This is a genomic window from Microvirga sp. VF16 (assembly GCF_016864375.1).
Classification (GTDB): Bacteria; Pseudomonadota; Alphaproteobacteria; order Rhizobiales; family Beijerinckiaceae; genus Microvirga.
The window spans coordinates 1,237,699-1,263,564 of record NZ_CP069356.1 but is presented as its reverse complement, the minus strand read 5'-3'; the positions used below and the strand labels follow the sequence as shown (position 1 = coordinate 1,263,564).

23 protein-coding genes and 2 pseudogenes are annotated in these 25,866 nt (G+C 61.4%); 16 read left to right on the top strand and 9 right to left on the bottom strand.

The genetic code is table 11. The features are described from left to right. Positions 1 to 150 precede the first annotated feature (150 nt). From JO965_RS38465 to JO965_RS38435, 7 genes and pseudogenes are all read right to left on the bottom strand, one after another. Positions 151 to 1,820 (bottom strand): annotated as a pseudogene (locus JO965_RS38465) (MFS transporter). Then, complete coding sequence (locus tag JO965_RS38460; RefSeq protein ID WP_203446026.1) at positions 1,817 to 2,851, bottom strand: HlyD family secretion protein; 1,035 nt, start codon at positions 2,849 to 2,851, stop codon at positions 1,817 to 1,819. The pseudogene JO965_RS38465 and the gene JO965_RS38460 overlap by 4 nt, the downstream one beginning before the upstream one ends. Positions 2,852 to 3,070: 219 nt before the next feature. Then, positions 3,071 to 3,853 carry a 3-hydroxybutyrate dehydrogenase gene (locus JO965_RS38455; protein ID WP_203446025.1) on the bottom strand — a complete coding sequence of 261 codons (783 nt, stop codon included), beginning with the start codon at positions 3,851 to 3,853 and terminating at the stop codon, positions 3,071 to 3,073. Between the two features lie 49 nt (positions 3,854 to 3,902). Further along, positions 3,903 to 5,072, bottom strand: a complete 1,170-nt coding sequence (locus JO965_RS38450; protein ID WP_246777135.1) for a patatin-like phospholipase family protein — start codon at positions 5,070 to 5,072, stop codon at positions 3,903 to 3,905. Between the two features lie 22 nt (positions 5,073 to 5,094). Beyond that, positions 5,095 to 5,907, bottom strand: a complete 813-nt coding sequence (locus JO965_RS38445) for an acetoacetate decarboxylase (RefSeq protein ID WP_203446024.1) — start codon at positions 5,905 to 5,907, stop codon at positions 5,095 to 5,097. A gap of 75 nt (positions 5,908 to 5,982) precedes the next feature. Beyond that, a complete protein-coding gene (locus JO965_RS38440) occupies positions 5,983 to 7,188 on the bottom strand; it encodes an NAD(P)/FAD-dependent oxidoreductase (RefSeq protein WP_203446023.1) in 1,206 nt (401 codons plus the stop codon). A gap of 102 nt (positions 7,189 to 7,290) precedes the next feature. Next, positions 7,291 to 7,632 carry a hypothetical protein gene (locus JO965_RS38435; RefSeq protein ID WP_203446022.1) on the bottom strand — a complete coding sequence of 114 codons (342 nt, stop codon included), beginning with the start codon at positions 7,630 to 7,632 and terminating at the stop codon, positions 7,291 to 7,293. A 236-nt stretch (positions 7,633 to 7,868) separates the two neighbouring features. On the opposite strand from JO965_RS38435, the gene JO965_RS38430 reads away from it, so the two are divergent. The 14 genes and pseudogenes from JO965_RS38430 to JO965_RS38370 all read left to right on the top strand — a co-directional run bounded on the left by JO965_RS38430 (position 7,869) and on the right by JO965_RS38370 (position 21,292). Then, a complete protein-coding gene (locus JO965_RS38430) occupies positions 7,869 to 8,501 on the top strand; it encodes a TetR/AcrR family transcriptional regulator (RefSeq protein ID WP_203446021.1) in 633 nt (210 codons plus the stop codon). A 287-nt stretch (positions 8,502 to 8,788) separates the two neighbouring features. After that, positions 8,789 to 11,518: a PAS domain-containing sensor histidine kinase gene (locus JO965_RS38425; protein ID WP_246777134.1), complete on the top strand. Its 2,730-nt coding sequence runs from the start codon at positions 8,789 to 8,791 to the stop codon at positions 11,516 to 11,518. A gap of 64 nt (positions 11,519 to 11,582) precedes the next feature. Beyond that, positions 11,583 to 12,227 (top strand): response regulator transcription factor, encoded by a 645-nt coding sequence (locus tag JO965_RS38420; RefSeq protein WP_203446019.1) that lies wholly within the window; start codon positions 11,583 to 11,585, stop codon positions 12,225 to 12,227. Positions 12,228 to 12,319: 92 nt separating this feature from the next. Continuing rightward, entirely contained in the window at positions 12,320 to 12,730 is a 411-nt protein-coding gene (locus JO965_RS38415; RefSeq protein ID WP_246777133.1) for a response regulator transcription factor, read from the top strand. A 162-nt stretch (positions 12,731 to 12,892) separates the two neighbouring features. Next, positions 12,893 to 13,648, top strand: coding sequence for an SDR family oxidoreductase (locus tag JO965_RS38410; protein WP_203446018.1), 756 nt, complete (start codon positions 12,893 to 12,895; stop codon positions 13,646 to 13,648). A gap of 74 nt (positions 13,649 to 13,722) precedes the next feature. Further along, positions 13,723 to 14,118: a cupin domain-containing protein gene (locus tag JO965_RS38405; protein ID WP_246777207.1), complete on the top strand. Its 396-nt coding sequence runs from the start codon at positions 13,723 to 13,725 to the stop codon at positions 14,116 to 14,118. 128 nt (positions 14,119 to 14,246) lie between these two features. Next, positions 14,247 to 14,339 (top strand): annotated as a pseudogene (locus JO965_RS48595) (transposase); the annotation flags it as partial. A gap of 34 nt (positions 14,340 to 14,373) precedes the next feature. Continuing rightward, entirely contained in the window at positions 14,374 to 14,838 is a 465-nt protein-coding gene (locus tag JO965_RS38400; protein ID WP_203446016.1) for a DUF4126 domain-containing protein, read from the top strand. A gap of 399 nt (positions 14,839 to 15,237) precedes the next feature. Further along, entirely contained in the window at positions 15,238 to 15,819 is a 582-nt protein-coding gene (locus JO965_RS38395; RefSeq protein WP_203446015.1) for a TMEM175 family protein, read from the top strand. A gap of 971 nt (positions 15,820 to 16,790) precedes the next feature. Continuing rightward, the gene (locus JO965_RS38390; protein ID WP_203446014.1) at positions 16,791 to 17,627 is read left to right on the top strand and encodes an alpha/beta fold hydrolase; all 837 of its coding nucleotides are present in this window, start codon (positions 16,791 to 16,793) and stop codon (positions 17,625 to 17,627) included. Between the two features lie 144 nt (positions 17,628 to 17,771). Next, on the top strand, positions 17,772 to 18,419 hold the full coding sequence (locus tag JO965_RS38385; protein WP_203446743.1) for a hypothetical protein: 648 nt from the start codon (positions 17,772 to 17,774) through the stop codon (positions 18,417 to 18,419). Between the two features lie 316 nt (positions 18,420 to 18,735). Continuing rightward, positions 18,736 to 20,166: a cytochrome ubiquinol oxidase subunit I gene (locus JO965_RS38380; RefSeq protein ID WP_203446013.1), complete on the top strand. Its 1,431-nt coding sequence runs from the start codon at positions 18,736 to 18,738 to the stop codon at positions 20,164 to 20,166. After that, positions 20,163 to 21,170, top strand: a complete 1,008-nt coding sequence (gene cydB / locus JO965_RS38375; protein ID WP_203446012.1) for a cytochrome d ubiquinol oxidase subunit II — start codon at positions 20,163 to 20,165, stop codon at positions 21,168 to 21,170. Before JO965_RS38380 ends, cydB begins: the two co-directional genes overlap by 4 nt. Beyond that, positions 21,170 to 21,292 (top strand): DUF2474 domain-containing protein, encoded by a 123-nt coding sequence (locus JO965_RS38370; protein ID WP_203446011.1) that lies wholly within the window; start codon positions 21,170 to 21,172, stop codon positions 21,290 to 21,292. The genes cydB and JO965_RS38370 overlap by 1 nt, the downstream gene beginning before the upstream one ends. Positions 21,293 to 21,593: 301 nt before the next feature. On the opposite strand, the gene hmpA is transcribed toward JO965_RS38370, so the two are convergent. Continuing rightward, on the bottom strand, positions 21,594 to 22,802 hold the full coding sequence (hmpA, locus tag JO965_RS38365; RefSeq protein WP_203446010.1) for an NO-inducible flavohemoprotein: 1,209 nt from the start codon (positions 22,800 to 22,802) through the stop codon (positions 21,594 to 21,596). A gap of 2 nt (positions 22,803 to 22,804) precedes the next feature. Beyond that, positions 22,805 to 23,218 carry a group III truncated hemoglobin gene (locus JO965_RS38360; RefSeq protein WP_203446009.1) on the bottom strand — a complete coding sequence of 138 codons (414 nt, stop codon included), beginning with the start codon at positions 23,216 to 23,218 and terminating at the stop codon, positions 22,805 to 22,807. Positions 23,219 to 23,526: 308 nt separating this feature from the next. On the opposite strand from JO965_RS38360, the gene hemA reads away from it, so the two are divergent. Together hemA and hisC are read left to right on the top strand one after the other, a co-directional pair. Further along, complete coding sequence (gene hemA, locus JO965_RS38355) at positions 23,527 to 24,786, top strand: 5-aminolevulinate synthase (protein ID WP_203446008.1); 1,260 nt, start codon at positions 23,527 to 23,529, stop codon at positions 24,784 to 24,786. Further along, on the top strand, positions 24,783 to 25,865 hold the full coding sequence (gene hisC, locus JO965_RS38350; protein WP_203446007.1) for a histidinol-phosphate transaminase: 1,083 nt from the start codon (positions 24,783 to 24,785) through the stop codon (positions 25,863 to 25,865). Before hemA ends, hisC begins: the two co-directional genes overlap by 4 nt. Position 25,866 lies beyond the last annotated feature (1 nt).

Sequence of the window (25,866 nt, the reverse complement as noted above, 5' to 3'; positions counted from 1 at the left end):
TAGATATTCGTGACATAGTTACGAGTGGGCCCTGGCTGCGGCGGCCAGGGCCCGGCGGGATGCTCATGGAGCCTGCGTGGAGGGGGCACAGGTTCGCACGTTGGGCGTCCCGCAAGGGGAAGCTCGTTGTTGGTCTCGGCCAATGCAGATTCAGCCGAACGCCTGAAGCGGGATTGTCTCCGCCTCTTGTTTGACCGGTGGCCGGGGATGTAACTCAACCGTCCCCAGCGGCTTCGCAGCTTGCGCCTTCGCGTACCGGTGCAGGCCGACCTTGATGGTGACCAACAACGGCGCGGCGATGAGGAAGAGTATTGCGACCGCATTGAACGCCGTATCGAAGGCAATCAAGGTCGACTGACCTGCAACGACCCGGCCCAGCAGGCTCATGGCAGCACGGCTGGCCGCTGCGGCGTCCATGCCTTTTGCCACCAACATGGCCGTCGTTGCCGTTAACCGCTCACTGATCGCCGGAACGCCGGCTGCGACGTGGGAGCCGAGCACCGCGAGGTTGCCCACGACGTTGTGCTCGATCAGGGTCTGGAGCCCGGCAACCCCCATGAGACCGCCAAGCTGACGGCCCGTATTGAAGAGCCCGATGCCGGAGGCAAGATTGGCGCTGTTGAGAGTGCTGAAGGCGATCAGGGTAATCGACAGAAACAGGAAGCCGAGGCCCAGGCCGCGCAGCAGGATGGCGCCCATCATGTCGTCCGCGCCGCTTTGACTGGTCGAGCCAGACAGCATCCACATCGCGACCATGATCATCAGAATGCCGAACGGTACAGTCGCGAATGGAGCAACACGGCGCACCTGGAAGAGGAAAGCGGCGATCAGGAGCGCTCCGACAAAAAGGGCGCCGCTTGGCAACAAGAGTAGGCCGGCATCGGTCGGCGTGAACGCGAGGACGGACACGGCAAAGGACGGGATCAGGAACGCGCTTCCGAACAAAGCGGCGCCGGCAACAAAGCTGACGATGAAGGCAAAGGTAAAATCCTCTGATCGAAACGCAGTAAAATTGAGCAGGCCGCGGGGGCTGGTCATGACTTGTTGACCAAGAAAGGCCAGCAGGGTGGCTGTGCCAATCACGGTCAGCCACAGGATGCGCGGTTCCTCGAACCAGTCCCACCGGCTGCCCTGGCTGAGCACATAAGTGAAGCACAACAGGGTGGTGGAGATCAGCGAGAAGCCGATCCAGTCGAACGGACGCGGCGTAGCCTTGATGGGATCTGGGCCATCGACCATCAGCAGGAGGCCGGCAGCCGCCATGGCTAGCGGAACCACACTGAAGAAGATCCATGTCCAGGAGTGGCTATCGAGCAGCCAGCCTTGGAGAGCTGGCGCGATTGTCGCAGGGGCCACGACGGACCCCATGGCAAACAGAGCCTGTAGGATCGGCTGATAGGATCGCGGATAGGCGAGAAAGATGATCGCCTGGCCCGCAACCAGGAGAATACCGCCGGAAAGACCCTGGAAGATACGAAGCGTGATCAACAGGTCCAGGCGAGCCGTGAAGGCCGCCAGGCCACAGGCCGCGCCCATCACGAGGGTCGCCCCAATGATCAGGCTGCGTAGATTGATCCGGGTCATCAGCCAGGGAGCAGCGACGAACCCGATCATCTTGAGCGCAGTGTAGTGTAGCCGACATCGAGCCAGGCGAACTCATCCGGGGTAGCATAGGTGTCGCCGATGATGTCGGCCCACCCGAGCGACAGGACAGTGCTGGCGATCGCCTCCGTCAGAGCCGCCAGCACGATCCCAGTGACAAGAAGGATTCCAGTCGCAGGCTTGTCGCGGCTCGGCAGGGCGACGACGGCCGCAGTCATGAGCCGCTTCCTTCAGTAATCTCGACCCGCGCCGACAGGCCGGGCACGAGCCGGCCGGGCAACGGATTGTTGGCAAACCGGATCTTGACCGGGACGCGCTGGACGACGCGAACGAAGTTTCCTGTCGCATTGTCTGCGGGAAGCAGGCTGAAGGCAGACCCACTTCCAGGCGCGAAGCTGTCCACGATACCTTCAAGCGCCTCGTTCGGATAGCCATCGACGGAAATCCGGGCACGCTGACCGGGCCGGATCTGTTCGAGCTGGGTTTCCTTGAAGTTCGCCACGATCCAAACATCGGCGACCGGAACGATATCGAGCAGGGCAGCGCCCGGCGCGACAAGCCGGCCGACGCGGACCTGGCGGTTGCCGATCACGCCGCCGACCGGCGCCCGAACCACGGTGTTGTCGAGATCGATCTGGGCGAGATCGCGTGCGGCCTGGGCCTGCGCCACCGCGGCCACAGCCGCTTCACGCTGGGTCACAAGGACACCAATGCGCCGCTGTTGAGCCTCGACCGTTGCGGAGGCCGCTGTGACTCCTGCCTCTGCTCGCAATCGCACCGCGTCGCTTTCATCGATCTGGGCCTGGCTCACGGCATTGCTGCGGATCAGCTGACGATGGCGGTCCGAGGCCTTGGTCGCGCGGTTCAACTCGGCCACGGCCGATTGCTTCTGGGCTTCGGCTTGCCGGATGAGCGCGTGCTGGAGTTCGGTCTCCGCATCGACATTGGTCAGGCGGGCCTGGGCCGCTTCGATATTGGCCACGGCTTGCGCAAGCCGGGCGCGGTAGTCCCGATCGTCGATCCGGAACAAGACGTCTCCTACTCGTACGGGTTGATTGTCCTCAACCTCGACCGCCATGGCATAGCCTGCAACCTTTGGGGCAAGCGAGGTCACGTCGCCGCGGATGTAGGCGTTGTCGGTCGATGTCTCGTCGCTTGAGCGGGCCCAAGCCCAACCGGCCGCCGTGACGACACCGGCGCCAAGGCACAACAGGATGCCGATCCGCTTCTTCTTGCTGAGCTGCGCCATGGCGCCCTCCGGTAATACATATTACCACTGACCTATACGGTAATGTCAGTTACCAGTCAAGGACAGGTTACCGCTTGCTCCAGAAGGATACCTGCACAGGAGAGGCGGCACTATTGAGCCAGTGGCGTGGATGCCCACTCGATAAGTCTACGACGACTATACTGAAGTTTAGGTGTCTCAGGTCAGTTCGCGTCCGCGAGGCACCATAGCCATTTCCAGCTACAGTGCGGTCCAGCCGCCATCGATGGAGATTGCCGCGCCGGTGATCTGGCTGGCAGCATCCGAGCACAGGAAGGCAACGGTGCCGCCGAGTTGAGCTGGAGAGACAAAGGTCAGGGACGGCTGCTTTTCCGCCAGCAGCTCCTTTGTCGCCTCCTTCTCGCTGATATGCCTCTCTGCGGCGATATCGCTGATCTGCTTTTCGACTAACGGCGTTCGCACCCAGCCAGGGCAGATGGCATTGCAGGTCACGCCACTGCCGGCAGTCTCGAGGCCAACCACCTTGGTCAGACCGACAAGCCCATGCTTGGCTGCAACATAGGCGGCCTTATGGGGTGAACCGACGAGGCCATGGGCGGAGGCGATGTTGACGATCCGCCCCCAACCCTGCTTCCTCATCCGGGGCACGGCTGCCGCAATGCCGTGGAACGCGGCTGACAAATTGATCGCCAGAATGGCATTCCATTTGGCGGGCGGGAATTCTTCCACCGGCGCAGTGAACTGGATTCCGGCATTGTTCACCAGAATGTCGACACGCCCGAACGTCTCGACTGTCGTGGCGATCAGTTCGCGCACGGCTTCCCCGTCCGACATGTCGGCGCCGTCGTAAACAACGCGCACGCCGTGGTCGCGTACGAGTCCGCTGCGGGTCGCTTCGATTTCGTCGGCATCGCCAAGGCCATTCAATATGATGTCTGCGCCCAACCGGGCCAGTTCGTTGGCGATCCCCAGCCCGATGCCGCTGGTCGAGCCGGTGACGATCGCTACCTTCCCCTTCAACATGGAATTCCCTTTCGAGGTCCTGATCCTGACCAATGAGATCTGTCGCTGCTCAATCGCCGCGATGTACGTCATGCGTTACAATGCCGAGATCCGGTGGCGGCGGATCCAGACGCCGTGGATCGGCTAGCGTGCGGCGAATGTCGTCCAGTCCGCTCTGCCAGTGACTGCGCATGGCGTTCAGCCCGAATTCATAATCCTTGGAGTGGCCCTCATAGATCTTGGACTGATAGATCAGGTGGATGATGTTGTAAGAGCAGTGGCGGGCCATATCCATGATAGCGCTGATCTCTGGATCGTCCTTTGCGCTCTCCGGCAACTTGTCGATCGTTCGCTGCAAAGCCTGACGCATCTTCTGCATCCGCTTCACCTGGTCGGTGATGGCACGCGTTCGGCTCGAATACTGAATGTCTTTATACCGGCTCGACACCTCCATCATGTCGTTGGGAATACGCCCCTTGGCCGACCAGAGATCAACCTGGAAGGTCAGCGTCTCACGCCGTGGCTCGTCGGCCAGCACGTGCGAAAGAGGTGTGTTCCAGACCACGCCGCCATCCCAGTAATGATCGCCGTCGATTTCGATCGCTGGGAAGCCCGGCGGCAAAGCGCCGGAAGCCATAAAGTGCTTCGGCCTCAACGGCTGTTCGGCCGTGTCGAAATAGGTGAGATTCCCGGTACTGACGTTCACAGCACCGACGCTCACGCGGACCTCGCCTGAGTTCAGCCGGTCGAAATCGACAAGCCGCTCCAACGTCTGGTGCAGCGGGGACGTATCGTAGAAGCTCGTCGCAGCATCGCCCGTAAAGGGCGACCAGAAGGGTAGCGGAAAGCGCGGTTTGAAGAAGCCGGGCTGGCCTTGCAGAAGCGCTCGCGTCGCCGCAACGGCGTTGTGCATCGAGCGAACGTCGAATGCAAAGGGCATGGCGTCAGCCAGCCCTTGGCCCGCGGGCCACTCCACCGGGGTGGCGCAGATGGTTTCCCAGAACTCGCGCAGTCGCTCTACGCGCTCAGGTTCGGGGGAACCGGCGATGATGGCAGCGTTGAGTGCTCCGATCGAGATACCCGCCACCCAATTCGGCCGAATGCCGGCCTCGTGCAAGCCCTCATAAACCCCGGCCTGATAGGCTCCAAGAGCTCCGCCGCCCTGCAGCACCAAGGCCACGACCTCGTATGGCAGCGACTTGGTTTGCGGTGCCCCGGGGCTGATCGAATCGTGCATCATATTCAGCATTATCCAAACTCCGTCATTTCCGGATGTTTCCAGGCCAGCCAGCTGTCGCTTCGGCCAAGGCGGCAATGTCACCACGTGCCGATCGATCGGGAGACAGGTAATCGTGGACCACCGTGCCAAGCCCAAGGGTCAGGTCGGCAACAATGTGCTTCGCCAAAAGCACCTGGAGGACAGGCAGCTCGGCGACAGGCGCCAAAGCGTGCGAGAACAGGTCGAGCGCCGCCGGCCCAGTCCAGGCGCCCTTCACGGTGATGTCCTCGAGGTGGAAGCGCACCAGCTCGCAGATCCGCGCCGTACCATCCACGTGGGGGATGACCTTGACCAGGAAATTGGGTGCGGCGAGCTTGCTGGCTTCGAGCGCGGGATCAAGGGCGCGGTGCTTGTAGCCCATGGTGCCGGTCGCGACCCGAACCGAGCCGTAGTTCAACGTGCCGACCAGCGTATCGGTCTCCACCGCCAGGGTCGGTTGCGCCAGCTTCTTGGGAAAGCCCCACAACTCGCGCCCACCGGCGATTGGCGGGTGATCGTTGAGAAACACCTGATGGGTGTAAGTGCCGGCCCTGCCCTGGAAGGAGACTGGAATCACCTGACCGCTTTCAGTGTAGTCGCCGAAGCCGGTTGAATCCGGCATGCGGATGAACTCGTAGTTCACCACCGGCTCGGCAAGCTCGAGCGGGTCCGGTACCAGCCGGCGCAGCGCCTCGGGATCCGTCCGGTATTGGATGATGAAGTACTCGCGGTTGATGAAGCGGTAGGGGCCGGGTGGAAAAGCAGGGTTTGTCAGCGGCATGGCAAACGCCGTCCCGCGCACAGTGCGTTGGTCCATCGTCGATTATTCCAGGTTGGTCGTTAGGAGGTGAACCGCGCTCAGAGGCAGAGCGCGGTCTATGGTGAGGAGCACCTAGAGGTCCGTGACACGCTCCGGATCGGCTGACGCGAGCGCAGCGGCACGATCGGCGGGCGGCGGATAAATCCACACGGTGTTGATCTCCTGCTTGGTCTTCTTGGCCTCCGCCCCGACCAGTTCCACCTTTCGGTCCCAGCCTCGCGTGAAGATCGCGCCGGCTTCGCCCAGGTCGAGACAGGTGACGTATGTCTTCTGGTGATAGGGCTTGGTCGGAACACCCAACAGGTCAGCCGCAGCATTGTGGCCCGCAAAAGCTCCCATCCGCGTGGCGTGCTGGCACGACATCAGCGCGTAGTTGCCGAGATCGTCGCATGCGGCCCGGGCGGCATCGCCGGTGGCAAAGACGCTTGGCTGCGATGGCAGACGCAAATTGCGATCGACAAGCAGCCGACCGAAATTATCGCGCTCGGCGGGGATCTGCGTAGTCAGCGGTGCGGCACGCATGCCGGCGGCCCAGATCACGGTTGCGCTTTCAATGTGCTCACCGTCAGAGAGCGTGACGCCGGATTCATGCAAGGCTGCGACGCCGGCGCCGAGACGGACCTCGATGCCGAGCTCATGCAGGGCCTCCTCGATGATGGGGCGAGGACGTGGGCCCATGTCAGGAGCGATGACGTCACTTCGTTCAACGATAATGACCCGTGTTTTAGCATTCTCGCCGAGGATCGCACGAAGCCGCGCCGGCATTTCTGTTGCCGCCTCGATGCCGGTGAACCCGCCGCCGGCAACGACGACCGTATCGCGCGCCTTCGATGCGGGGCGATCAGCCAGACTGTGCAGGTGTCGATAAAGCGCGATCGCGTCGTCGAGCTGGTCGACGCTGAAGGCGTGCTCGCCGAGGCCAGGAATGTCTGGGTGAAACAGCCGCGAGCCGGTCGCTATGACGAGCCGATCGTAGGAGAGACTTCCCCGCATGCCGTTGGCTGTCACGCCTTCCACAACGCGGGATGCTGTATCGACAGTCTCGATGTTGCCTTGCACGTAGACCACGTCAATGGCCTTGAAGACCCCCTGGAGAGGAGCTGTGAGGGTTTCGGGCTTCGGTTCGTAGAGCCGCGGCCGAACCACCAGAGTTGGCTCCGGTGCGACCAGGGCGATCTCGAGTTCCGTGGGCGAAACACCCTGGAGGTCGCGCAGGCGGGCCGCGGACAGAGCGGCGTACATGCCGGCAAAGCCGACGCCGATGATGACAAGTCGCATGTGATTTACTCCTGTGGTTTGGGTTTCTCAGACGTACGTGCGGGGCCGCCGCGGCTGCTCGTTGGCGGCGGTGTCCGTCTTCGATCTGATGGGGTTGGACTGCTATTGATGACGATGATCGTGCGCCCGAAGTCCTGCGCTCATGATCATCTCGACTGCCGTGGCCAGCTCGTCCTCGTCCAAATCCGAGAATCCGCAGCTGTCGATCACGGAAAGGCTGCCGTCGGGATACACTTCCAGCCAGAACAGCGGCATGCCCTGTATCTCGGGTGAAGCCTCCGTCAACCGCACGTTCAGCTGAGGCAGGCGAACCACGGTCAGGCTGCGGGATTCCCCACTCTCGCGGGGACGGCAGGCAAGCTGCACATACGCGCGGATGATCCGTTGCTCGATCTCGTCCGCATTCAGCCCTGCCCTAGACACCTCAATGGGCGGGGTTTCCAATCTATTCATCATTAATCTCCGGTAGCAGAGCCTTTCCCGCGAGGTTGACGCGGACGCTCTGCCAAGCGCGCTCCAATGGGAGTTACGCCTGGACCAGCTCGTTCGATCTGAGCCGGAACAGGTGGGGTAAGGAGCTTTGCTGATTTGCGTTACTCGGTTCGGTAATGCTCATTACCATTGACACATAGGGTAACGAGCGTTACCAGTCAAGGACATAGATAGTGATGGGAGGTTCGATGCCTGCAGTAGCAGCAAAGTCAGGACGGCCAAGCACCCGCCGGGAAGCCCTTCTGCAAGCGGCGGCCGAGGTCTTTTTTGAGCAAGGCTATGCGGCGACAAGCATTGACGCGATCATCGAACGCGCCGGCGGCTCGAAGCGCAACATCTACAACGAGTTCGGCAACAAGGAGGGCCTGTTCGCGGCCATCGTCACCGAAAACGCAGATAAGGTGCTCTCAACCTTGGCGGTCGAGGAGATCGAGGGTCGGGATTTGCGGGAGACGCTGACAGCGTTCGGTCGGCATCTCATGGGTGGTTATATGTCGCCAACCCTGATCGGCATCTATCGAATGGCTGTTACCGAAGCCAATCGCTTTCCTGATCTTGTGAAATCGTTCTACGAACAGGGGCCGGGCCGCGCCACGACCCAACTGGCCGAGGTGCTGGAGATTGCCAAGAAGCGGGGGGACATCCGAGCCGACGATTGCCTGCGCTTAGCCGGGCATTTTGTCGGCATGATCCGTGACAACCTTCATCTGCAGGTCATTCTCGGCCTCCGCCGGCCGCCGTCAGACAAAGAAATGCGAGCGGCAGTCGCCTCCGCTGTTGAGCTCTTTTTGAACGGAGTTCGACCTCACTCGGACAAATAGCATGCCTTTAGCCCCCAAGCGTTTCCTTAATGGCAAAACCGCTCGAGTGATTGCCGATATCGCATATGTGACCAAATCATGATGGGACGAGCTGAATCTGGCAATTATACAACAGGGGCATGGCCATGTTCAGGTAGTTTACGCTACACAATTTCAATGGTCAGAGAGATGCGCTTCGGTGGCGAGTCCAGGGTGCGAGCATGAGTTCGCCCGCCCAAAACTCGGGGACAGGTGCTATATTCAGCACTGACAGGCCCCAGGCTTTCTTTGTTCGGCAGGAGCAGCCGATGATGAGAGCGTCTCAATCATCAACCGAAACCGTCTCCGATAACGCGCGTGCGCTGCAAATTCTTGAGAGCATGCCCGGCTTCGCGTGGTCGGCGGACGCCGCCGGTAGGTTCACCTACGTTAGTCCAAGTACCCTGGCGTTCCTCGGCAGTGCGTCCGAAGAGCTCAATGTTTCCGAAGACGAGGATGAGTTTGGCTGGCGTCGGTTCGTCCATCCCGACGACTACGATCGTGTCGCCGCCCGATGGCGGCATTGCCTCAAAACCGGTGATCATTATGACACAGAGCATCGTCTGAGGCGTGCCGATGGTGCCTATCGCTGGTTTCGAAACTCGGGGCGCCCTTCACGGAATAGCCAAGGACGTATTACTCAATGGTACGGCACAACAATAGATATTGAGGATCAAAAGCGGGCCGAGGCGGCGTTGCGCGATCGGGAGCGGGAACTCTCGCAGCTCGTCGACATGGTCCCAAGCCACGTTTGGCGCCTGACACCCGACGGTGAGCCGACCTTCTTCAACAAGCGCATGGTGGATTATCTCGGCTTGGATGTGAGCGATACCGACAAGCCGGGCTTGAGCCGACTGGAGGCGGTCCTGGAGACCGTCCATCCGGAGGACGCGGGGGCGTTTAGAGACACCCTCCAGCGGTGCCTCGTCATAGGCGAAAGCTTTGCGTTGCGGTATCGCTTGCGCCGAGCCGATGGCGTCTACCACTGGATGTCGAGCCGGGCGGAGCCGTTGCGAGATCAGGACGGGGAGATCGTCCAGTGGTACGGCCTCTGTCACGACATCGACGATCAGATGCACGCTGAAGAGGCGTTGCGGCAAAGCGAGCAACAGCTTCAGCAGATGATCGACACCGTGCCGGCTATCATCTGGTGTACGACCCCGGAAGGAATACCGTGCTACCTCAGCAAGCGGGCTACAGATGTCATTGGCGTCACTCTGAAGGACTTGATCGCGCCCGACGGGTCACGGTCCTTGACGGTCGTCCATCCGGATGACCGGGACGCGGTTGATCAGGCGCTCGCACGCTCAATCGCGACGGGCGCGTCCTTCGTGGGGAGATATCGTCAGCGCCGATCTAACGGCCCCAACCGGTGGGTCGAGAGCCGTGCGGAGCCATTGCGCGACGACTCTGGCAAGATCATCCAGTGGTACGGCGTGAGCGTCGACATCGACGACTTGGTGACCGCGCAGGAGGCCTTGCACGACCGGGAACGGGAACTGTCGCAGCTCGTGAACATGGTCCCGGTCCATATCAGGCGTATGACGCCCGAAGGTGAGCCGACCTTCTTCAACAAGCGGTTGCTGGACTTCTTCGGACTGGGAGATTTGGCCGACCTGGATAAGCCCGGCATGAGCCGTCTGGCGGCAGCCATCCAGTCCCTCGTCCACCCCGATGATGCCGCCAGCCTGCTGGCGACAGCTCGCCATTCCTTTGCCACCGGCGAACCCTTCACCATGAAGTACCGTATGCGTCGTGCCGACGGCGCGTATCGCTGGGTTGATACCCGCGGGGAACCGGTGCGAAATCAAAGTGGAGCGATTGTGCAATGGTATGTGATCTCCATCGACGTCGATGATGGGATGCGAGCACAGGAAGCGCTGCACGCCCGGGAGCGGGAGCTCTCGCAGCTCGTGGACATGGTCCCCAGCCTGCTCTGGCGGCTGTCTCCCGAGGGCGAGCCGACTTTCTTCAGCAAGCGCCTGATCGAGTTCTGCGGCTTGAATGTAGGGGACCTCGACAAGCCGGGGATAAATCGCCTAGAGGCCACCATAATGACCTTCCTCCATCCCGACGACATCACCAGGCTGAAGGAAGCACTCACCCACTCTTTGGCCACCGGCGAGAGCTTTTCTCTCAACTACCGCATCCGTCGCGTGGACGGGGTCTACCGCTGGATGTCGGGCCGCGCCGAGCCGCTACGGGATGAGAGTGGACGCATCGTCCAGTGGTTTGGCCTCTCGCACGACATCGACGATCAGGTCCGTGTTGAGGCAGAGCTGCATCTGGCGCGAGAGAGCCTTACACGAGCAAGCCAGGCAGCAAGCCTTGCTGAGCTTTCAGCCGCTATCGCACATGAGGTGAACCAACCCTTGGCCGCGATCGTCGCCAACTCCAATGCATGCCGGCGCTGGCTCTCGTCGGCCCCTCCGAATCTCGAGCGTGCGCAGAAAACGGTAGAACGCATCATCCATAATGCCAATTCCGCCGCCGACGTCGTGAGCCACATCCGCGCCTTGTTCAAGCACTCCGTGAAGGCGAGGACAAACACGACGCTCGAGAGCGTCATCGCCGAGGCGAACAACCTCATGGCCGAAGAGGCGGCGCGGCGCCGCATTCGCATGAACGTTGAGATCGAAAGCGACCTTCCGCCTGTCGCGCTCGATCGCGTCCAGGTTCAGCAGGTTCTTGTCAATCTTTTCCGCAACGGCATGGAAGCCATGGATGCTGTAGCAGGCGACAGAGTTCTCGCAGTAGGTGTGCACCGACGAGGGGATGAGGTTCAGATCGATATCAGCGATCGCGGCCGCGGTATCGAGTTTCCCGAAAAGGTGTTCGAACCATTCTTCACGACAAAGGACCATGGCATGGGCATGGGGCTGGCGATCTGCCGATCGATTGTCGAGTCTCACGGCGGCCGCCTGTGGGCCGAGAACGACGAGCGACAAGGGGCGACGTTCAGCTTCACGCTGCCACTTGAAGGGGAAATGGCGCCATGACGCCCGGACAGCAGAGGGCCGCCTTTCCGCCCTCGCTGCCCTCGGGGAACCAGGAGGCATTCCTATGATCACGCCCAACGCCAAAGCAGATCGCCCGCTGATTCTCATCGTTGACGACGATGAGGAAGTCCGGACTGCGCTCCAGGAGCTCATACTGTCCATCGGCCTCGATGCGGTTTGTTTCGCGTCCCCTCGCGAATTGCTGGAATCGGAGCTCCCCGACCGCCCTGGCTGCCTAGTGCTCGACGTCCGCATGCCCGGGGCCAGCGGCCTCGATCTTCAGCACCAGCTGGCAGCGAAGCGCAACCCGAAGCCGATCATCTTTCTGACCGGCCATGGCGACATCCCGATGACGGTCCAGGCCATGAAAGCCGGAGCCGTCGACTTCCTCACAAAGCCGGTCCGCGACCAGACCCTGCTTGACGCGGTAACAGTAGCCATCGAGAGGGATGTTGAGCAGATGGCGGCTACCCGCCGCGCCAAGCAACACTTCGATCTCTTCGTAACTCTGACACAGCGCGAGCGGCAGGTCATGCGGGAGGTGGCGCGGGGGAGGCTCAACAAGCAGATCGCCTTCGATCTGGGCATCAAGGAGATCACGGTCAAGCTCCATCGCGGTAATGTCATGCGCAAGATGCAGGCAGCGTCCGTCGGCGAGCTGATCCGAGCGTGGGAGACGCTGCCCACCGACCTTCGCGATAAGCTGTGAATCCTAGACCTCGGTATGGTTTCCATGCGTCGTGATTGAGCGCAGCCTCGGAGACGTCGGCCTGCCGGGCTGCAGCAGTAAAGGTCACATGCGTGTTCAATCCGCCTGTCATTGCGGTCGTGGATGATGACGAAGCTATCCGCGATGCCCTTTCCGATCTTCTTCTGGTCATGGGGTACACCTGTTACGTCTTCGACCGGGCTGAAGCCTTCCTGGCCGCCGATGCGCCCGGCCGGTTCGACTGCCTCATCACCGATATCCGAATGCCTGGCATGAGCGGCTTGGACCTGCTGCAGCGCCTCAAGACAAAGGGTTCGACCATACCGGTGATCGTCGTGACCTCCGTAACCGATCCTTTGACCCGAGGCCGGGCACTCGCGGGAGGGGCTCATGCGTATCTGACGAAGCCGGTCACTGACGATGCCCTCCTTCAGAGCCTCCAGACCGCACTACCCAACAGGGACATTCCAGCTGACGATGAGGAAGGTCCGGCTGATGCTTAAGGTCGCCAGGAGGCGGCCCCATACCGAGTGAAACCTAAACTTCGGTATAGGCATCGTAGACTTTTCGAGTGGGTATCCACGCCACCGGGCCAATAGCACGATCTTTGGTAAGCATGCATGCTTCAAACACCTTCATAAAAGCTTCGCTTCTGGAGATCGGCTATGAAGATCGTCATCAACGGTGGAACCGGCCTCATCGGTTCGAAGACAGTTGTACGGTTACGCAGCGCTGGGCATGAGGTGGTTGCCGCGTCACCGCAAAGCGGCTTCAACTCGGTAACCGGCGAAGGAGTCGCTGAAACCCTGAAGGGCGCGCAGGTCATCGTCGACCTGTCGAATTCACCCTCCTGGGAGGATGCCGCCGTTCTCGAGTTCTTCCAGAAGTCGACGGACAATCTCATCGCCGCTGCGAGGGCGAACGGGGTCAAGCATTACGTGGCCTTGTCCGTCGTTGGAACGGAGCGTCTGCAGGCGAGCGGCTATTTCGTAGCCAAGCTGGCTCAGGAAACACTGATCAAGAATTCCGGTGTCCCCTACACCATTGTCCATTCGACACAGTTCTTCGAGTTGCTGGGCTTCTTGGTCAAATCCTGGGAAGTGGGGGACAAGGTAGTTGTGCCCGCCGCCCTGATCCAGCCGATCGCCTCTGACGACGTTGCCAACGTCATGGCGGAGGTGGCGCTGGCCGCACCCCGTAACGGAACGTTCGAGATCGCCGGCCCGGAGCGGTTCACCATCCGTGACCTGATCGCGGAGTATCTGGCGGCGACGGACGATGCCCGCGCGGTCGAAGCCTCAGCGGATGTTCCGTATTCCGGAGCCAAGCTCGACGAGGCCACGCTGGTTTCGGATGACAATCCGCGCCTCGGCAAGATCGATTTCGACCAGTGGTTCGCGTCCCGAGCCAAGGCCGCCTGAGCGCCCGCCATCACAATCGGGCCGACGCAGAAAAGGCATCCACAATGATCAAGACACTCTGCAGCGGAGCCGTCATGCTGCTCCTAACCGCCAGCGCCGCCGGCGCTCACGAGACCGGACAAGCCGCGAAGGTCACGCTCGTCTACGAGCATGAGCTTCCGAACGTGCCAGGCAAGAGCATGAAGGGCGTTCTGGTCGAGTACGGGCCTGCAGGCTCCAACGAGGCCCATACACACCCACCCTCGGCCTTCATCTATGCCACAGTCCTGGACGGCGCGATCCGAAGCCAGGTCAACGACGGACCTGTCAAGACCTACCGAGTCGGCGAAAGCTGGTCGGAAGCTCCGGGCGATCGCCACCTCGTCAGCGCAAACGCCAGCGCGACCGAGCCGGCGCGGCTGCTGGCCGTCTTCGTGGTTGACACCGCTGAGAAGGAACTGGTCCTCCCAATCAAGCCGGCCACACGATAGGACCGCTCTGCTTCCGTCAACAGTTCCGTAAGCCGATGGGGGCAAACATGCATGACAACTACTGCTGCAGGCCGCAGCGGCGTTCATTCCTGACGGCTTTGGCCGGCGGGACGGCAGCGGTGTTCTGAGTCGCGCGGACGGGTTCGCCGTGGCGTGATCTGCACGACAATTTCGACAAGTGGAGCTCGGTCTACCGGCAGTTCCGACGCTGCACGGTCTCCGAGGTATAAGTCTTGACAGTGATGGAGGTGATCGATGGTTCTTATGGTGTTAGCATTCTTGATTGGCGTGATTGCAGGCCTTCGCGCCATGACCGCGCCGGCCGCGGTAAGTTGGGCCGCCTACTTCGGATTCCTCAATCTTGAGGGAACCTGGCTTGCCTTTCTGGGCTACTGGTTCACGCCCTGGATGCTGACGGTGCTCGCCATTGGGGAACTGATTACCGATCAACTCCCGACCACACCGAGCCGCAAGCTGCTCCTGCCCTTCGCCACTCGGATCATCGTGGGCGGCCTCTGTGGCGTGGCGATCGCCGCAAAGAGTGGCTCCCTCCTCGGCGGGATTGTTGCTGGAAGCCTGGGAGCGGTCGTTGGCACGCTTGGAGGGGCGGAAGGGCGGGCGCGTCTAGCCGCTGCCTTCGGCAAGGATCGTCCTGCTGCCCTGATCGAAGATTCAGTGGCGATCCTCGGTGTGATGCTGATCGTGGGAGCTTTCCCATGACCCAGACTTTCGACGCCGTTATCATCGGCGCTGGACAAGCCGGTCCCTCCCTTGCCGTGTGGTTGACCACATTGGGCCCTTCAACCATCGGACAAGCAGCTCAGCGCCCTCGCCAGACATGCATAGAGCTGACGATCGGCGGCATGAGCGACGATCCACCCTCGAACATCCGGATGATAGCTGTGAAGGTGGTTACAGGAGCCGCCCGCTCAAAAGGTGTTCATTCTGCGGAGGGATCGCTCTGACAACCTTTCAACGTACAATCCTGTAGAAATGCAGATGCACCCGAGTGTCGCGAGGGCAATCCTGGTATACCTGAGATCAAATCCTCACGGCCGCGTCCCGCTCGTCGTATCTGCGGAAAGTGGATAGGGAGATCCTGCCCGAGGAGGCAGTGCAATGAGCAAGAGCAGGCTGGAGGGATTCAGCGACGGCGTAATCGCGATCATCATCACGATCATGGTGCTTGAGCTGAAGGCACCGCATGGCGCGGATCTCAATGCTCTCTTTGCCCTTGCGCCCGTCTTCCTCAGCTATGTGCTGAGCTTCCTGTATGTCGCCATCTACTGGCACAATCACCACCATCTCTTCCAAATCTCCTTCAAGGTCGACGGCCGCATCCTATGGGCGAATACCCATCTGCTGTTCTGGCTATCGCTGATTCCCTTTACGACCGCATGGCTCAATGAAGCCCACTTCGCCCCTCTGCCAACGGCGATCTACGGCGTGTCGCTTCTGATGGCGGCGGGAGCCTTTCTGATCCTCCAGGCCGCGATCATCCATGCACAGGGTCGAGAGTCTGAGCTACGGCGAGCGGTTGGGTCCGATCAGAAGGGCAAGATCTCGATTGCGGGCTGCGCTCTGGCGATCGTCCTGGCCTCGGTCGATGTGCGCCTGTCCCTCGCCGTGTACGTCCTGGTTGCCCTCGTGTGGCTCGTTCCCGATCGTAGGATCGAAAGAGGACTGCGCGAAAAGCCCTGACGTGGTTTGGATCGGTGGCTTAGTCGCCCTTGCACAGGTCAGAACTCGACAGAAATGCCTGGTGGTCATCGTCATGTCAGCGCCAATGCGAGCCGGACACGAGCGCTGACGATCCTCGCTGTCTTCGCCGTGCAGGACGCCAGGCCGTTGTAGAAACCGATCGCGCGTGGGGTCGCTCATTGCTGCTGTGCTGGTCAGCCGCCTTCCCCTGATGGGATAGGCGGGATGTCTCCGACAGTATGTGGTCGAGAGTGCGCATGACGCTTTGGGACGTCCTGTCCGGATCAATGAACCCGACCAGACAGGCGATCTCGTAGAAGGTACGGCGGATGTCCTCGATCGTGGGATGTGCCGCTTCGACACGCAGGCGCTCGATGGCTTTCGTGGGCGTCATACCTGCAATGAGACAAAAGCCCGGCTGAACTGCCGAACGCTGAGATTGGCCACCTCAGCGAGACGCTTCACCGAACGATGCTGTGGCAGATTCTCCAGCGCGAAGCTTTGATCGAACTCGAAAAGCGACGAGGAATAGTAGTGTCCATCGTGGGCGATGGGAACCAATCGCAGCCGTCCAATGGCACCTATGCTGTCACCGATACGACCTAAACTTTGGTTTAGTCATACGTAGACTTACCGAGTGGACACTCAAGTCACCCGATCAGTAGCGCGATCTCCGTTCAGCAGACATGCTTCAACACAATGCATTGACAGCGCCTTTTGAGGAGATTGCGCATGGATACAGAGACTTCGGAACATACGAAAGCCTCCCGCAAGCCATCGGGAACGTGCGTGTCAACTCAATCAAAGCGACGGAGCGCCTGATGGCCGATCCGACCGCTTCCAAGCGAGATCCGGCTCGCCGTGATCTCCTCGTACTCGGCCTGAGCGCCACGGTTTTAGCGACCTTACCCGCTCGCCCGGCCGCAGCCCAATCCCATCGTACCAATCTGTCAACCGGAAGGACACAGGACATGAGCACAGTCACCACCACCGACGGCGTCGAGATCTTCTACAAGGACTGGGGTCCCAAAGACGCCCAGCCCATCGTCTTCCACCACGGGTGGCCGTTGTCGGCTGACGACTGGGACAACCAGATGCTGTTCTTCCTGGGCCAGGGGTATCGCGTCGTCGCGCACGACCGCCGCGGCCATGGGCGGTCCGCACAGGTGTCGGACGGCCACGACATGGACCACTACGCCGCCGACGTGGCGGCGGTGGTCAAGCATCTCGACCTCAGGAACGCCGTCCATATCGGGCACTCGACCGGGGGAGGGGAGGCGACCCGCTATGTTGCCCGCCATGGCCAGCCGCAGGGCCGCGTGGCCAAGCTGATCCTGGTCGGCGCCGTGCCGCCGCTCATGGTGAAGACACCAGCCAATCCGGGAGGCTTGCCGATCGAGGCGCTCGACGGCTTACGGGCGCAGCTTGCAGAGAATCGTGCGCAGTTCTATCTCGATTTCGCGAGCGGTCCGTTCTACGGCTACAATCGCCCTGGCGCTACGCCATCGCAGGGGGTCATCCAGAACTGGTGGCGCCAAGGCATGGCAGGCAGCGCCAGGGCTCATTATGACGGCAGCAAGGCCTTCTCCGAAACCGACTTCACCGAGGATCTGAAGATCATCACCGTGCCGACGCTGGTGATGCACGGCGATGACGACCAAATCGTACCGATCGCGAATTCCGCGCTCCTGTCGGTCAAGCTTCTCAAGAAGGGTACGCTGAAGGTCTACAAGGAATTTCCCCACGGCATGCTGACCACCCATGCCGATGTGGTGAATCCCGATCTGCTCGCCTTCATCAAGGCCTAGAAAGCCGTTCTCCACGGGCGAACCAGGGATCGGTCGTAACGTCGACCGATCCACCGTCGCCGGCAGAAGTGTCTTGAACCATCCGCATCCATGTCACAGGCCTCTGAGACTGTGGTGCGCTGCTATTCGGACAAGGTTATGAAGATGTTTGCGACTGATAACAAAGTGCTTGCCGGAGTCTCAGTTCCCGGGACGCCAATCGTTGATCGCGCGCTCGAGTACGCCCGGCAGAGATGTGAGCCATACCTGTATAATCACGTCGTTCGCTCGTGGCTGTTTGCGGCACGGCTGGGACAACTTCAGGGCATTGAGCACGACGCAGAGGTCGTTGCTGTCGGAACCTTGTTGCATGACATTACGCTCAACGAGCGCTTTGCCGGGCCACGCCGGTTCGAGGTGGAGGCTGCCGATCTCGCCAGCAGCTTTGCGAGGGACGGCGGACTCGACGAACACCGTGCCCAGTTAATCTGGGATAGCGTCGCCCTCAACTCAACACCCTCGATCGGGCTCTACAAGGAGGCAGAGGTCGCTCTGTGCACTGCCGGCATTTGCCTGGATGTGATCGGCTGGCAGTATGACCGCATTCCATCAAATGAGATCGAAAGAATTGTCGCGGAGTTCCCGAGGCTCCGAATGAAGCAGCGAATGACGCGCTGCTTCTGTCACATCGCCGAAGTGAAGCCCGAATTGACCTACGATAACTTTGTTCGTGACTTCGGAGAGCGCTTTGTCGCCGACTACAAGGCTCCTTCAGCTGTCGATTTTGTGGCGGACGCCCCGTTTCCAGAGTGACGCGGCAAGACCGGTCTCGCGCCCGTTCGCTACAGTGCGGAGATTAAAATGGATTCTTCGGTGGAGAAAGTTTTCACTATCACGGGCAGAAGTGCTGGTTCTGAAATATGAGGCTGATCGCGAGAGCGATCCTGCAATTGTCAGTATAGGCCCGTCAGTAGACTCAAGTTCAAGCCTTGAAGGAACAAGGTCGTGAACATCGCCTGCGGCAAGGATGACTTAAACGACGGCGGCTCCTATTCACGCCCCGACGTTTTCCGGCTCCACGTCAACGTGCAGGCTCAGTCGGCCGTCGCTTTGTCCGGAGGGGAATTCCATGTTTGACCAGTTCGACGCCCTGCTTCTGGCGCGATTCCAGTTCGCGTTCACCATCTCCTTTCACTTCATCTTCCCGTCATTCTCGATCGGGCTGGCGAGCTATCTCGCCGTGTTGGAAGGGTTGTGGCTGTGGACCGGGCGCGAGGTTTATCTCAATCTGTTCAAGTACTGGCTCAAGATCTTCGCCCTCGCCTTTGCCATGGGCGTGGTCTCGGGCATCGTCATGTCCTACCAATTCGGCACCAACTGGGCCGTGTTCTCCGACAAGGCCGGGCCGATCGTCGGTCCGCTGATGGCCTATGAGGTCCTGACCGCCTTCTTCCTCGAGGCCGGCTTCCTCGGCATCATGCTGTTCGGCATGGGCCGCGTCGGGCGACGGCTGCACTTCGCCGCCACGCTTGCGGTCGCCATCGGCACCTTCATCTCGGCCTTCTGGATCCTGTCCGCCAATTCCTGGATGCAGACCCCGGTCGGCTACAGCGTGAACGAGGTTGGGCAGTTCGTACCCGAGGACTGGTGGGCCATCGTGTTCAACCCGTCCTTCCCCTATCGCCTGATGCATACGGTGATGGCAGCGTACCTCACCACGGCCCTTGTGGTCGGCGGCGTCGGCGCCTGGCATCTCCTGCGCGAGCGCGCCAATCAGGGCGCCCGGGTGATGTTCTCGATGGCCATGGGCATGGTCGCCGTCGTCGCGCCACTTCAGATCTTCGTGGGCGACACGCACGGCCTCAACACCCTCGAGCACCAACCTGCCAAGGTCATGGCCATGGAAGGCCACTTCCAGAGCCACCCGCATGGCGCTCCCGTGATCCTGTTCGGCATTCCCGACCAGGAGGCCGCCACCGTGCGCCACGCTATCGAAATCCCGAAGGTAGGGTCACTCCTCCTCAAGCATGACCTGAATGCTCCGGTGGATGGGCTCGACACGGTCAATCGTGCCAATTGGCCCTACGTGCCTGTGGTGTTCTGGTCCTTCCGCATCATGGTGGGGCTCGGCTTCGCGATGCTAGGTCTCGGGGTACTCAGCGTTTGGGCACGTTACCGTGGTCGGCTCTACGACTGGCGCCCGCTGCACTGGCTGGCGCTGGCTATGGGGCCCGCCGGCTTCGTGGCCGTGATCGCCGGCTGGGTCACCGCGGAGGTCGGGCGCCAGCCCTTCACCATCTATGGCCTGCTCCGGACTGCCGAGTCGGTCTCACCACTTGAGGCTCCGGCGGTCGCCACGTCGCTGCTGACCTTCATCATCGTTTACTTCATCGTGTTCGGGGCAGGCACCGGGTACATCCTCAAGCTCATGAGCAAGGCTCCGCATCCGGGCGAGACCGGACCCGAGGCCGGCCCTGACCATCCCATCCGCACCGCCGGCATCACCCCGGCTCCAGCCGTCGATCCGGACCGCACTCTCGGCGCGGAGGCAAGCTCATGACAACCCTCCTCGATCTGCCCACCCTCTGGGCCTTCGTCATCGCGTTTGCGGTCTTCGCCTATGTGGTGATGGACGGCTTCGACCTCGGCATCGGCATCCTGTTCCCGTTCTTCCGTCCGGGACCGGAGCGCGACAGCGCCATGAACTCGGTCGCACCGGTCTGGGACGGCAACGAGACTTGGCTGGTGTTGGGCGGCGGCGGCCTGATGGCGGCCTTCCCCCTGGCCTATGCCATCATCCTGCCGGCTCTCTATGCGCCGATCATCGCCATGGTGCTGGCGCTGATCTTCCGCGGCGTCGCGTTCGAGTTCCGCTGGCGCGATCCCGGCCATCGGCGCTACTGGGACGTCGCCTTCACGACCGGTTCCGTCGTGGCGACATTAACCCAAGGCATCACGCTCGGCGCCCTGCTCCGGGGTATCGCGGTCGAGGGGCGCTCCTATGCCGGTGGCTGGTGGGACTGGCTCACGCCGTTCAGTCTGCTGGTCGGGGTCAGTCTCGTGATCGGCTATGCCCTGCTCGGGGCGACCTGGCTGGTGATGAAGACCGAAGGTGCCGTTCAGGGTCACAGCTTCCGTCTTGCCGGCAAGCTCGCCATCGCACTCATCGGCTGCATCGGCCTGGTCAGTGCGGCAACGCCGTTCCTCAGCGGTGCATATTATGAGCGGTGGTTCGCCTGGCCGCAGGTCCTGTTCACGGCGCAGGTGCCGCTGCTGGTTGGCCTCTGCTCGGGAGCCCTGCTGGTGAGCCTGGTGCGCCGCTGGGAGTACTGGCCGTTCCTGCTGACGCTGGCGCTGTTCGCCCTCTGCCTGCTTGGGTTGGGCATCAGCATGTTCCCGCACGTGGTGCCGAACGCCGTCACGATCCATGAGGCCGCGGCGCCTCATTCCAGCCTCCAGTTCATGTTGGTTGGCGCCAGCGTGCTGATCCCGATCATCCTGGCTTACACTGGGTATTCGTACTGGGTGTTCCGCGGCAAGACCGGACACGAGGGCTATCACTGATGGGCAACGATCTCGAACAGGGCTCCGCCCTTAGACGATGGCTGTGGTTCGTCGGCCTCTGGATGGCCGGCGTGGGCACGACGGGAGCTGTCGGTCTCGTCATCCGGTTCTGGCTGACCTGACGACCATGCAGGACCCAACATAACCCAACCGACCGCGATCGGCGCGTTGGATTTGTGCATAGATCGCATCACGAAAGAACAGGGTCCGACAAAGCTCGGACTGGCGATTGATGGCCGGCGCTCATTGTTGCCGCGTCAAGGCCACGGGTTATGCGGCTGGCTTTCGAACAAAAGCACGGATCCCGCGCCGGGAGAAGCGAAGGTCATCAAACCCACGTTAGGACCAGAGCTGTGACATTACCGTAGGGAACACGCGCTGGATCGAGAACGAGAGCATACTCGATCCAGCGCAGTGGGCTATTCAGTGCGCCTCGTCCGCCGGCCCGAACAACTCGTAGTGGACCCGGTCGGATGGCACGCCGGCGCGAGCGAGATCGCCGATGAAAGCACGCAGGAAAGGCTTGGGCCCGCAGAGGTAGAAATCCGCTTCATGCAGCGGCGTATTATCCTTAAGCCATTCCATGCTGATAAAACCGTCGGCATCGTGTGACTCACCCACAGCGTCGTCTGGATGCGGTTCGCTGTAAAAAGTCGCGACCCGAATCTTGCCATGTGCCTCGGCGAGTGATCGGACATGAGCGTCCATCGCATGGGTGGCGCTGTTCATGGTACCATGAACGTAATGGGTCTCCAGAGCAGGGTGTTGGTCAGCAATGGTTTCAACCATGCTCACCATTGGCGTCAGGCCCACGCCGCCGGAGAGCAGCACCACCGGCCGCAGTGGTGCTTCGGGTAGGAAGAAGTCGCCAGCTGGCGGTGTCGCTTCCAGGATGTCACCGACTTTGACATCATCATGCAAAAACAGCGATCCGCCTTGGCCATTCGCCTCCCGTTTCACGGAAATCCGATAGGCGTCTGAATTGGGCCCACAGGAGATGGAGTAGTTGCGTTTAAGTTGGGCTCCACTCGCCGGCCGAAAGCGGAAGGTCAGGTATTGCCCCGGCTTGTGCTGTATAACTGGCCGTCCATCGACGGGACGAAGGACAAAAGACGCAATAACCGCACTCTCACGGATCTTATCTGCCACCGCAAATTCCCGCCAGCCCGACCAACCGCCCTCTAGATACTCGATCTCCGCACGAATGGCGGCTTCGCGGGATTTTAAGATTTCGGCGAGGAACCAGTAGGCTTCGCCCCAAGCATTGACGATTTCGTCGGTGGCGGCATCACCCAGCATGTCAGCGATTGCGCCGAGGAGAGCTGTGGCAACATATGGATAGTGCTCAGGGAGAATATGAAAGCCGATGTGCTTATGGGCGACGCGTTCGACGACGGGCGCAAGAGCACCCAAATCCTCGATGTTACGTGCATAGGTCAAAATGGCGGCGGCGAGGGCATGGACCTGTGCTCCACCGTCTCCCTGATTGGCGTGATTAAAGAGTGCGCGGATATGCTCATCCCGGAACAGTCGGGCATACATGAGCTTGGTGATTGTCGTCCCATGCTCCGCAAGGGCCGGTACTGTTGCTTTCACAATCGCGATCGTTTGCGGGCTTAACGGTTGTTGCATTATTAATCTCCTTTGGTGGTCGAATTTGTCAGTAAGTTTTCGCCGGGTGTACGAAGGCGGATGGCAACCTGCAGGCTCTTGGCGATGCGTCGTGCTTTCGCCTGAGCAGTCGTGGCCACCTCGTCGGGCAGCGATTCGCCGGTGGTCTGTTCCCAAAGCTCAAGCCAGCGGCTGAACATGCCAGGGGTGATCCGATGGGCATGGATCAGGTGAATAACGACAGGATTTCCCTTGTAGCGGCCCGAAGCGAGCATCACCGATGACCAGAAATCCTCCAGGCGATCGAGGTGCTCAGCCCAGTCGTGTATGGCGTCGTTGAACAATGGGCCTAGCTCTGCGTCGCATCGAACACGGTCATAGAAGCGCTTCAGGAGCCTTGGCAGATCTGCCTGATCAAGTTGGGGGGCACTGCTCATGGAGGTGCTCTCCATCGGTATTCTCCGAGGTTGTCGCGGCTGAAGCTCCAAGTGATGCTTTGTTTTACGGGTCGCTTGGGACAGCATCGCGTTCGTCTTAAATGTATGGGTTATATGTGCGTTTCGAGTACATACATTTGCACCTCATCATACAAAGCGCTTGCCGACAATGGAGATGTCGGCCCGGGGCTTCTGCGACATTTGGCTTACGATCCTGCATTGCGGCAATGCAGTAATTATACGTATATGCGAAACTGATTGTATGGTTTAATAAAACCATACATGTTGCCCACGGAGTCCAAGGAACAATGATAAATCCGAGTCTCGGCTCCCGCAGCACGGTGCCGCATGGCGCATTTGATCCGGACAGCTTCTTCCGAAGCTGCCTGGCCGAGCTGAAGGCGGACGGGCGTTATCGGACCTTCCTCGAGCTGGAGCGCCGGGCAGGGCAGTTCCCACTCGCCGATGCACCCGGGCGGCCGGCCCCTGTCGTCGTGTGGTGCTCGAACGACTACCTCGGCATGGGCCAGCACCCGGCGGTGCTCGAGGCGATGCACGCGGCCATCGACCGCGCGGGGACCGGCGCTGGGGGGACCCGCAATATCTCCGGCAACACCCGCGACCACGTCCTGCTCGAGCGCGAGCTCGCAGACCTGCACGGCAAGGAGGCGGCGCTCGTCTTCGCCACGGGCTACGTGACCAACGAGGCCGCGCTCTCCACGCTCGCCGGGATGATCCCGGGCTGCATCGTGTACTCGGATGCCCTGAACCACGCCTCCATGATCGCGGGCATCCGCCACTCCAAGGCCGAGAAGCGCATCTTCCGGCACAACGACATGGAGGATCTCGAGCGCCTGATGGCGGTCGACGACCCGGCGCGGCCAAAGCTGGTGTGCTTCGAGAGCGTGTACTCGATGGACGCGGACGTCGGCCCGATCAGAGCGATCTGCGACATCGCCGAGCGCTACGGTGCCATGACCTACCTCGACGAGGTCCATGCCGTCGGGCTGTACGGCGAACGCGGGGCCGGCGTGGCCGAGCGTGAGGGCCAGATGCATCGCCTGACCGTGATTCAGGGAACCTTGGGCAAGGCCTTCGGCTGCGGCGGCGGCTATATCGCCGCCTCGGCTCCGCTGATCGACTTCGTGCGCAGCCATGCGCCCGGCTTCATCTTCACCACGTCGATGCCGCCGGCCGTCGCGGCGGCCGCGCGGGCGAGCGTGGCCCACCTCAAGGCCAGCAGCTCCGAGCGCAAGCGCCATCAGGAGGTCGTCGCCACTGTGAAGAGCCGCCTCAGGGCCGCGGGAATTCCCGTCATGCCATCCGAGACCCACCTCGTTCCGGTGTTCGTGGGCGACGCCCACCGGGTCCGGAGGATCTCGGACGAGTTGCTGACGCAGCACGGGATCTACATCCAGCCGATCAACTACCCCACGGTGCCACGCGGTACTGAGCGGCTGCGGATCACGCCGACGCCGCTTCACACCGATGAGCAGGTGGATCACCTCGTCGAGGCCCTAACGGCGGTGTTCCGGGCGCACGGGCTGGAGATGAGGCAGGCGGCATGACATTCGAGCGCGAGAACGTGCGGCGCCTGGCCGGCTACGTTCCGGGTGAGCAGCCCGCCCGGGCGGTGGCCAAGCTCAACACGAATGAAAACCCGTTTCCGCCAAGTGACGCGGTCCTCGCAGCCCTGAAGGAAGTCGACGGTGAGATGCTGCGACGCTACCCGGATCCCACGGCTTGGGCGTTTCGCACCGCAGCTGCTCGCCTGCACGGCCTGACGCCGGATCACATCATCGCCACCAATGGCGGCGACGAACTCCTGCGGTTAGCCTTGACGACGTTCCTGCCGCCCGGTGCTCCGCTCGGCGTGGCGGACCCGAGCTACTCGCTCTATCCGGTGCTGGCGGCCATCCACGGCAGCCCGAAGTATGCAGTGCCCTTGCACGCCGACTGGTCCGCTCCGGCGGATATCGCACGGCGGTGGAACAAGGCTCGGGCCAGGCTGGCGATGCTGGTCAATCCGCATGCTCCGTCAGGCCGGCTGACCTCGGTGGATGAGCTGGCGGCGATCGCGCGTGCCTTCAAGGGCGTGCTGGTGATCGACGAAGCCTATATCGACTTTGTCGATCCCGGGATCAGCCACAACACCATTGGCCTGGTGTCAGAGTTCGACAACGTCCTGCTCCTGCGCACCATGAGCAAGGGCTATTCCCTCGCCGGGCTGCGCCTGGGCTATGGGATCGGCTCGCCCGGCCTGATCGCACCCATGCTGTCGAAGACAAAGGATTCGTACAACGTGGACGCGGTGTCCCAGAAGCTTGGGGAAGCGGCCCTGCGCCATCGCGCCGAGGCGGTCCGCACCTGGGACTATGTCCGCGTGGAGCGAAGCCGCATGCTGCGGGAACTCTCCGCACGGGGGTTCGCCTGTGCGCCTTCGCAAGCCAACTTCCTTCTGGCCACCGTGCCGGGTTCTTCGGGCACAGCGGAGGGGCTGCTGCGGAGACTCGCGGGGGAGGGGATCTTCGTCCGGTGGTTCAATCAGGACCGGCTCCGCGACAGTCTCCGCATCTCGATCGGGACGCAGGATGAGAATAGCGCGCTCCTCACGGCAGTGGACGGAGTGATGCAGGGTGGTGTCTGAG

What these genes read in the sequence shown, in the direction of transcription:
- JO965_RS38460 (WP_203446026.1), bottom strand. Translation starts at nt 2,851, where the DNA reads ATGGCGCAGCTCAGCAAGAAGAAGCGGATCGGCATCCTGTTGTGCCTT.
- JO965_RS38455 (WP_203446025.1), bottom strand. Translation starts at nt 3,853, where the DNA reads ATGTTGAAGGGGAAGGTAGCGATCGTCACCGGCTCGACCAGCGGCATC.
- JO965_RS38450 (WP_246777135.1), bottom strand. Translation starts at nt 5,072, where the DNA reads ATGATGCACGATTCGATCAGCCCCGGGGCACCGCAAACCAAGTCGCTG.
- JO965_RS38445 (WP_203446024.1), bottom strand. Translation starts at nt 5,907, where the DNA reads ATGGACCAACGCACTGTGCGCGGGACGGCGTTTGCCATGCCGCTGACA.
- JO965_RS38440 (WP_203446023.1), bottom strand. Translation starts at nt 7,188, where the DNA reads ATGCGACTTGTCATCATCGGCGTCGGCTTTGCCGGCATGTACGCCGCT.
- JO965_RS38430 (WP_203446021.1), top strand. Translation starts at nt 7,869, where the DNA reads ATGCCTGCAGTAGCAGCAAAGTCAGGACGGCCAAGCACCCGCCGGGAA.
- JO965_RS38425 (WP_246777134.1), top strand. Translation starts at nt 8,789, where the DNA reads ATGATGAGAGCGTCTCAATCATCAACCGAAACCGTCTCCGATAACGCG.
- JO965_RS38420 (WP_203446019.1), top strand. Translation starts at nt 11,583, where the DNA reads ATGATCACGCCCAACGCCAAAGCAGATCGCCCGCTGATTCTCATCGTT.
- JO965_RS38410 (WP_203446018.1), top strand. Translation starts at nt 12,893, where the DNA reads ATGAAGATCGTCATCAACGGTGGAACCGGCCTCATCGGTTCGAAGACA.
- JO965_RS38405 (WP_246777207.1), top strand. Translation starts at nt 13,723, where the DNA reads ATGCTGCTCCTAACCGCCAGCGCCGCCGGCGCTCACGAGACCGGACAA.
- JO965_RS38400 (WP_203446016.1), top strand. Translation starts at nt 14,374, where the DNA reads ATGGTTCTTATGGTGTTAGCATTCTTGATTGGCGTGATTGCAGGCCTT.
- JO965_RS38395 (WP_203446015.1), top strand. Translation starts at nt 15,238, where the DNA reads ATGAGCAAGAGCAGGCTGGAGGGATTCAGCGACGGCGTAATCGCGATC.
- JO965_RS38390 (WP_203446014.1), top strand. Translation starts at nt 16,791, where the DNA reads ATGAGCACAGTCACCACCACCGACGGCGTCGAGATCTTCTACAAGGAC.
- JO965_RS38385 (WP_203446743.1), top strand. Translation starts at nt 17,772, where the DNA reads ATGTTTGCGACTGATAACAAAGTGCTTGCCGGAGTCTCAGTTCCCGGG.
- JO965_RS38380 (WP_203446013.1), top strand. Translation starts at nt 18,736, where the DNA reads ATGTTTGACCAGTTCGACGCCCTGCTTCTGGCGCGATTCCAGTTCGCG.
- cydB (WP_203446012.1), top strand. Translation starts at nt 20,163, where the DNA reads ATGACAACCCTCCTCGATCTGCCCACCCTCTGGGCCTTCGTCATCGCG.
- JO965_RS38370 (WP_203446011.1), top strand. Translation starts at nt 21,170, where the DNA reads ATGGGCAACGATCTCGAACAGGGCTCCGCCCTTAGACGATGGCTGTGG.
- hmpA (WP_203446010.1), bottom strand. Translation starts at nt 22,802, where the DNA reads ATGCAACAACCGTTAAGCCCGCAAACGATCGCGATTGTGAAAGCAACA.
- JO965_RS38360 (WP_203446009.1), bottom strand. Translation starts at nt 23,218, where the DNA reads ATGAGCAGTGCCCCCCAACTTGATCAGGCAGATCTGCCAAGGCTCCTG.
- hemA (WP_203446008.1), top strand. Translation starts at nt 23,527, where the DNA reads ATGATAAATCCGAGTCTCGGCTCCCGCAGCACGGTGCCGCATGGCGCA.
- hisC (WP_203446007.1), top strand. Translation starts at nt 24,783, where the DNA reads ATGACATTCGAGCGCGAGAACGTGCGGCGCCTGGCCGGCTACGTTCCG.